At 45.8% G+C, this 9,044-nt stretch carries 2 protein-coding genes; both read right to left on the bottom strand.

Annotation, left to right across the window (positions count from 1 at the left end; genetic code table 11):
- Positions 1 to 5,850: hypothetical protein (locus tag AC07OI_RS29665; RefSeq protein ID WP_495259650.1), on the bottom strand; the 5,850-nt coding region annotated here is incomplete at its 3' end.
- Positions 5,851 to 7,786: 1,936 nt separating this feature from the next.
- Complete coding sequence (locus AC07OI_RS29660; RefSeq protein WP_495259649.1) at positions 7,787 to 8,746, bottom strand: hypothetical protein; 960 nt, start codon at positions 8,744 to 8,746, stop codon at positions 7,787 to 7,789.
- Positions 8,747 to 9,044: the final 298 nt, after the last annotated feature.

Raw genomic sequence — 9,044 nt, 5'->3', positions numbered from 1 at the left:
GCTGAAGAGGCCATCAGGTAAAGTGAAGTTGAAGACTTTGTTCTCTGCCACTTTTTGCAAGGCTATGGAACCGACTGTGACCGGGGCTGTATTGGCACCCAACATTGGTCTCGCTGGTGCGCGTGCCATCATCTGTTCAAGAGTGAATTTGTCGCCGTTGGCAAATTCGAAAAGTTCGACACCAAAACCAGTGGCATCCTGCTCGTTAGCCACGACGATGCGTACACCCTTGCCTTCACCCCAGGAGATATTCAGGGTCTGATGCGCTGTGTCTGCTTCGAACCTACCCCATGAGAATTTCAGATCAGACAGATTAATACCTGCCTCGAAGAGGACCTTGTCTTGTGGCAGCGTGCTTTGATCAATATCAATCCAAAAGAAATCCTCTGCCGGGAAAGGAAACCGGCTTGATTGTGATACACCAGAATCATAGATCACATCCCAGCCAGCATCTCCGCCAGATATCCGGTACCAGTCACCCTGAACACCACCATTCATGAAATCATTGCCCGCACCGCCAATAATTTCATCACGTCCCGTGGTCCCCAAAATCGTATCGTTACCGGCACCGCCATAAACAAAGCTACCAGATGCACCGTCGTCATTCACATAAAAGACAGCATCAACTTCTGACCTGGTAGCGTTAAAGGCATCTGTCTTTTTACGACCGCTGTTAAACGTCCAATCTACCCATTCATCAGCCACAGAGAATTGACCCAGACCACTGTCAATGAAGTCATCGCCGTCACCAGCATCAACCATCTGGTAGCCAGAGGCAAATGGCCAGCTTACTGCACCGCCATACAAGATATGATTATTCGATGAACCTGCACGTATATCTTCCAGACTCAGTGCAACCTTGGTACTGGTTTCGATATGACGCTCTGAGATAGTTGAGCTCGTCGAACTGGTCGTATTTACGTTAACGGCCTGCAAGTTCTGATATTGATTAAAGTAGCCCAATTCTTTCTTGATACCGCCAGTTGCAGGATCAATCTTGTCGAAATAAACCGCAGTGCTATTTGGTGGATTAACGATGCCTCCACCCGCTGTGCTTAGTTCGTCCAGATTTATCCTGCGCACAAAGACCGGGTTGCTGTTTACCCATGTACTTTGCGTCGTTTTGACGTTATTGCTGACCGTGACATCAGAAATAGTCGTGGTCTGCACATTCAGAGATGGATCAAAGGCTGAAATCTCAGCTGCATCAGACACGGTCTGCGTAGTGCCCATTTTTGACGTCGTGGTTTTGTTTTTGGTGGTTACCAGCACATTACCTTCAAAGTGGCTGCTGACTTCAACCGTGCTTGCATTCTGCCCGACTGCCAAATACTTCTCATGAGCGCGCATGAAATTACTACGGTACTGATCAATCTTTTGCGCACTGGTACTGTTTGGCGTTCCCGTCGTTACAGTTGCCATCAAACTGGAGACCGAGGCAAGGCTGCCAGCCGCAGTCTTGATATTCCAGTCCATGTTGCTGGCAAAGTAATTATTGACCGTTAATCCATCTTCACTACCATTAATGGCGATGTACAAATTATCGCCCAGACGTTGCACAGTGAGGTCAGCCAGCTCAACACCACTTTTAAGGCTGACAAGATTGGTTTCGCCAGCCACTTCAGTAACGACATCCTGACCGTTACCACGGCCCAGCAAATAAGTATCCATGCCATGCCCGCCAATGAGTACGTCATTGCCAGCGCCACCATCGATGACATCATTGCCTTTGCCGCCATACAATTTCTCGTTGGCGGCAGAACCATTCAATGCCAATGCATCGCTATATAACAAATCCATGAATTGACTGTGTTTAAGCACACTGCCATCAGCAAACTGGTAAGAAGTATTGGCAAGACTCAAGCCATCTTTCAGAAAAATCTGATCACCGTTACTACCTATCTGAACCTGCAGGAAACTACCGTCTGCATTTTTTACCAGATGTGCCCGAAGATCAGACATCTGTATGCCATCTGCAAACTTGATGGTGTTGTTACCTTCGCTATCAATAATCGTATCCGCGCCATCACCAGTCTTGAAGAGATAGGTATCGTCACCAGAACCACCAAGCAGGGTATCGTTACCGCCTGCGCCGTTGAGTGTATCATTGCCACCAAAAGCATTCAGTACATCATTGCCTTTAGCACCTGCAAGTTCATTCGCAGAATTGTCGCCATTGAGGATTTGCGCTTCTGTCCTGTTGGCCAGCAAATCAGCGTGCTTCAGTTTTTTGCCATCAGCAAATTCATAGGTTTCGATCGCACCGTCAGCACCGCCAAGTATGGTGATTTGGTCACCATTACCATAGCCGATGATCAGATCAGCACCACTCTCACTGAAACTGACGCGCAAATCTTCTGCATTGATACCAGCACCAAAACGGATAGTATCCGCAGACATACTATTGTGTTGTGCATACTCCCCGTCCGCCAGCGTATCCTTGCCGTCACCCAGATTGAATACATAGATATCGCTACCAAAGTCATCAACCAGTGTGTCATCACCAGCGCCGCCCTGATAAGTATCTTCGCCATAACCACCAAGCAGCACACTACTACCAGCACCGTCGATGAGAGTATCATAGCCGTCACCACCACTCAGCACATTATTGCCCGCACCACCTTCTATACGGTCATCATCATCGCCACCAAACAGACGGTCATTACCTTCGCCCCCCAATAATGTGTCGTTACCGGCATCACCAAAGAAAAGGTCACTACCAGCACCACCAGTGATGCTGTCATCACCGGCATAGCCATGTATGCGGGTATTACCATCGCCAGTGGTAAGTTTGTCATTGCCGGGTGTTCCATCAATAGAAACAGGCGCACTCAGTTTGGCGATGGCGTCTTTGTTGAGGACAGTGCCATTGCTAAAGCTGATACTGTTTATATTGCCCAGATTGGCCGCGCCGTTTTGTATCGTGATGGTATTGTTGCCGCTCTTGAAAACCAGGTCTTTGGGATTGATTGCCGCTGCGAGGCTAAAATCAGTGTTGCTAAAACCCGCCCCCAGTTTCAAGACAGAATTGCCGCTGACATCATTGATCAAAACATTGACAGTGGTATTGTTGTACTGGCTGATAGAGTAAGTATCATCACCCGTGCCACCATCCATGGTGTCTGCTTCGCCACCATACATGATGTCATTGCCAGCGCCAGCCAGCATCTTGTCATTGCCTGTCGTACCATAAATACGGTCATCGACTGAAGTGCCTTGCAAGACATTTACGCCATTCACCAGCGACGCTTGTTTGACATCAACACCTTTAGCCAAAAGATCAGTGTAGGTGACGCTGCTATTGTCAGCAAACACTACCGTATCAAGTGCATGGCTGGCCTGCAAATCCTGAATATCAGTTGCAGACAGCTTGATTGAATCACCTGACGCCAGGTTCAGTTGCAAAGACCCGCCCGATGTCGTCAGGCTGATATCACTCGCAGCTATGCCTGCGCCCATGACTATGCGGTTACCGCCGATGACAGCCTGGGTTGTTGAACTCAAGCCAGTATCATTGATATCGTCAGCACCGTCACCTAATCTGAAGATATAGGCGTTGTTACCATTGCGGCCGGTGATTTTGTCATCGCCAGCACCGGCAGTAACGATAGAAGCCCCCCCATTGACGGTAATAATATCGCTACTGAGGCCGCCGCTGACCGTATCCCCTGCAGTGTTTGATTCAATATTATTTGCTGACTCCAAATGGTCCAGCAATAAGGTTTTCAATTCTACGGTGTGCCCATCAGCAAACGTAAATTGACTGATCTTGCCAGCAAATCCGTTTTTAACTAGCAAGACATCCGTGTCTGAATAAGCGATCGCCATATCACCGTTATCCGTTTTGACGATGCGTATGCTCTCTTCAGTAATACCACCGCCAAATATGATGCTATTGCCAGCGTCACTGTCGTCGATAGTATCGCTACTACCACCAGTCAACTCCGAATCGCCTAATTCAAAACGATAGGTGTCATTACCGTCACCACCTTCCAGCAAGTCAGCACCGGCTCCGCCGTCCAACAAATCATTACCGCCCTGACCGTATATTTCATCATTGCCGTCACCACCCAGCAAGGTATCAGCCCCCTGTACTTTGCCGATAACACCATCATATTCACTGTCGCCATACAACCTGTCATTACCAGAACCACCTATCAGCAGGTCGTTCTCACTACCGCCAAGGAGGTTATCGTCACCGGAGCCACCATCCAGGCTGTCATTACCTGCTTTGGCATCGCCAATATCTTTGCCATCGCCGATCAGCGTATCATTACCTTCACCGCCAATCAGGTTATCGTTACCGCCTTCACCTTCAAGGAAATCATTACCCGCGCCACCGTCCAGCCAGTCATTGCCATGGTATTTACCTTCAACGGTATTGAATGAGGCATCACCCTTGATTTTATCGTCACCTGCGCCACCGGTAAGAGTGTCGTCGCCGCCATCACCTTCCATGTAATCGTCACCGTCACCGCCATCCATTTTGTCGGCACCGTGTTCGCGTCCGTCAAAATTGGGAGCCAGCTTTTGGTCTGGTGTTTTTGTTACATACAGTTTGCCATCAACATATTTATAAAATTTATTTTTATCCGAAAGATCAAAGTCATCAATGAGGAAATTAACTTCCCTCCAGTTCCAGACTTGCATGACATCACCGAACATCTTGTCATTGCCCTTGCCACCCAACATGACATCGGAACCGCCATAACCGAACAAACCGTCATTACCATCTCCACCATCCAGATAGTCGTTACCATGCGTTTGAGTGACAAGAGAATAATTCACCCCATCAATGGTGATAGGTGTGTAATCAGCATCGATGAAAAATTCGGCTGGACGACTATGGTCAAGCGGGTCGGCATACACCAGCCAATCACCACTTAACTCATCATCACCATCATCACCAAACAAAATGTCATTGCCACCACCACCATTTAAAACATCCTTGTCCTGGCCACCATGCAATTCATCAACACCAATTCCCCCAATCAACGTGTCATTTCCTTTACCACCATCGGTGTAATTAAAAGTATTCAGATCCAATGCATATTGAGAAAAATTGGTGTGCGAAGTCTCGCCAGGTTTACTGGAAACCGTAATAATATCCTGCGTTACAAAATCATCACCATCGCCAGCAAGGACCGTGTCACTCCCTCCTCGAGCGACGATGAAGTCTTTATTGGCACTACCCTGAACATAGGAGTCATATATATTGCCACCTACTACTCTGAAGTCTTCCCAATAGATTGCAGTCTGATTATTTGCGTCGATCCAAAGTTTTCTTTCAGGCGCACCAGTGGAGTATGAATTCAATACAACTTTAATCCAAGAATCGCTTGCTGTTTGCGACATGGCGGCATTCTGCTCTGGCGTCCAGTTCAGCGAACCGTCGGTGTAGTCAGTTGGCGTAAGAGTATAGGCAACATTGATGGGTACTTCACTTCCTATCTTGATACCAAGGTCACCTTCCTGCCAGTTCTTTATCGTGATGCGGTCAGTACCGTTGCCAACCGGATTCCTTTTAACGACAAGTAAGTCTTTACCATTTTTTGTATAACTGAAATTGTCATCTTCAAATTTATCTGCATTGATCCGCTTGCCACCAATCAGCGTTATACCGCCCCACGTGACCGTACCGTCTTTATCAATGATAGTGTCATTACCATCACCATCATTAAAGAGATAAGTATCATTGCCTGTACCACCTACCAGAGTATCATTCCCTTTGCCCCCTTCTAAAGCATCGATGCCATCGTTACCTTCTATATAGTCGTCACCTCCGCCACCTTTAACAGTGTCATCCCCACCACCGCCGAATATACGATCATCTCGACCACCACCTGACAAATCGCCTTCAGCATCTTCGCTACCAAAGATGACATAACTAACTTTCGTTGAAGAAAGACTTCCACGCTGTATTTTAAGTTTACTCTTGCGATCACTCCAAATGATGCCTTCATCATCATATAAAGTTGCGCTGCTATCGCTGCCAATAATTGCTCCGTCACTAGTGTCATAGCGAGCGTTCTCGGTATTGTAGTAAAGCTTACGACTTAATATAGCCGCTCGGCTATTTAAGTACTGATCGCTAAAATTACCAATCCCATTTGCTCTATCTGCCGCATCCAAGTTTTGATCCGCGTCCCATTTACTTGCCAAATCTTGCTGAACGGACTTCAATGAATTCATTACCGTACCGTCGCCCTTCAACATGAATGGCGTTAAATAAACCAAACTTAAAAGCGCACTAAAATCATTCTTCGCAAGCAATCCGTTCGTAGGTGCTGCCACGATGCTGACATTGCCAATAAGGGATTTAAATGCAGCGCTATCTTGAAACGCTGCCAGATTTTCATGGAATGTTTGACGATTATCAATATTAGCGAAACCACTCCCACCTTTTTTATAAGGCGTTGCGACGATATCCTTGCCAACGAAGATACGACGCATTCCGTCCAGCACATTTTCAAGAGCATCATATTCATAGTCAGCCTTCTGTCCGGCGCCAGAAAGTGAACTAGAAGAATCAAGATTTGAGGCGGCAGAAAAAATAATATTCAGGTCTTGAATCTTGACCTTACTATCCAATTTTTCAAAACTTCTCATCAAAGCTAAGGAATCAGCTATCAAAACTATCGAATGTCCATTACCAAAATCAGCATCTCCGAATGGGGCACCCTCCAGTATGGGTTGAGATTCGATAAACACGCCCAACGATGGGCCGTGAATACCTGAATTTGCCGTCATATTCCAATTGTTTTTGAACTCCTGTCCCCACACTTGGGTAATAAGGTCGTCCGCACCCGTTCCTGTGCGGTTTGGGTTCGCCAAACCACCGAAAACGGTACCGAACGCTAACTGAGTGGCTTTCGATGCCCAAATGTGTCTTGGATCTTTGTATATATTTGTGGCGTCAAATGCCTGGCCTGTTTTTCCAACGGCATCTCTACGCATGCTTTCCAACGCAGGTTTATCTATTAAATCCGGTGCAAAACTTGGGTCTTCCAAAACTTTGTTGTAATAAGCAATCATTTCAACAAGACTGCCTTTTTTTATTGCGCCTCTACCCGCACCATTGAAAGTTACGGTTTCGCCACCATTCATTTCATTCCGGTGTATTTCAGTAAATACTGTGGCTAAATGCCCGCCAAGACTATAACCTGTGACGTTCAGCTTAGCTCCTTCAGGCAATTTGTTGTTTACATGTAGCCAACGATAATACTGTTCAAGCGCACTAATCTGTGCAAGCGCAAACCCACTCCCCAATATCCCGTTTTGTCCATCTGCACCTTTGCTTGCATCCCTTTCACCATCTCCACCTTTTGTCCACTCGCGAAATTCAGTCGATCGGATAGACAATGTATATTCATTCTTTTCGTTGTTAAAAATAAGCGTTGCAGACAGGCCAGTATTGGCCAATATTTGCTTGCCGTCCAATTCAAGATAACCAGGATCTCCTGCATGCATTGGCCGCGGTGCAGCAACACCATTTAAGATGGTAGGATTGTCAGACCACTGGTCAATGATCGTAAACTTTTTAACGAATTCATCCGATTGGGCCTTCGTCATCCGCGTCAACCCAGGAAAACCATCACTATTCGGTGAGTTTGATGTTGTAAATCCAAGACGATTTGTGCCAGCTTCAAGTATTGTCCTTACTTCAGCAATATTACCTAAGACACTTTTGTCTTCAAAGTAGCTCTCTGCCGCCATTTGCTGCAGCAAAAATTCGTAAATGGATTGGATGTTTGAATTTCTAGTTTTCATATTTCAATATCAATAATTATTTCTCTGATTTTTTCAAAACATTTCTTGCTCTAACTGCCAAGGAATGAAATCCAGAGTGATCTTCTTTTCTGAATAATTTCTGACATCCACCAGAATTCAACCACCAGATTCCATTTGGCGTACCCTGAGTTCGGCCACTAAACGCGAAATTCCGAAATACATATAACACTTCCTTGTTCTGTAAGTTATAAACGATAACTTCCCCGCCAGCGATACCATTTTCCCGATCCAGCGGCCTATGAATTCCACGCCACGTCACGCCATACTGACTTTGCAATTTAGTCGTTACTTCTTTTATCATCGGCGTACCTGTTGATATTAATCGCCCCTGCTCATTACGCATATCTTGTTGGTAGCCACTCATATGCAAGTAAGCATCATTTGTATCTAAAATTCTTGTGTCGGGTTCTTCATAAAACTTAAATGTCATGAACGGCGGATTAACAAAACGCTTTGCCCTTTCAAGAGATTCTTTCTCCATTTGGAACTTACTTTCTACCAGTGGATTTTCAAGTTTCCACCTATCCATCAAGTCATCATCTGTTGGATTCTTAGGTGGCCGTGAAAAATACACTCCATCGACATTTTCTGCAGTTTTGAATGTGAATTCACCGGCCTCTTTTTCACATAACTGCAAGTAGTAATCCACTGCCGTCATCCCTTTTTTGTAACCAGCGTCTGCTGACACTGGATTGGGAATAATCAAGTCATGCGCAAAACGACCTTCCACCGTCTCCAGCCATTGCTTAGGTATAGGATTGGCATGTGCTTTGGTTTCAACCATCTCGGTCCATTTGTAGGGGGAATCTGGGCTATGCGCATTCCCCAAAGTCGTACATGCACTAATTAAACTCGCAAATGTCGTGAGTACTATTATCTTTTTCATGCGTTCCTTTACATATTTGAGTGCTGTCATGACTTTCATTTGTTTCATTTCTGGGAAAGAGGTTTTCATATTTTCTTTTCAAATGTTGGCTTTACTAAGCAAAAATTTGTAAGTCCGATTCATTGCCAAATTACTTCTATCTTTATCCAATTTATTGATTCAAACTCAAGATGAAATTAATTTATTAACATCTTATGCTAATTTGCTTTACTACTCATAATCACCTCTCCCTTGCCGCCTCACTCACCGCCTTCTGCACCGGCGACAGCAAGTACTCCAGCACACTACGCTTACCCTGATTAATCTCCGCCACCACCTGCATGCCAGGCGTGGTATTGAGCTTGTTCCCTTGTCCATCAATCAGCGT

The sequence above is a fragment of the Undibacterium sp. GW821-FHT07F11 genome, assembly GCF_059418665.1.
Note: the sequence above shows the minus strand (reverse complement) of the source record. Positions and strands in the feature narration are given on the sequence as shown.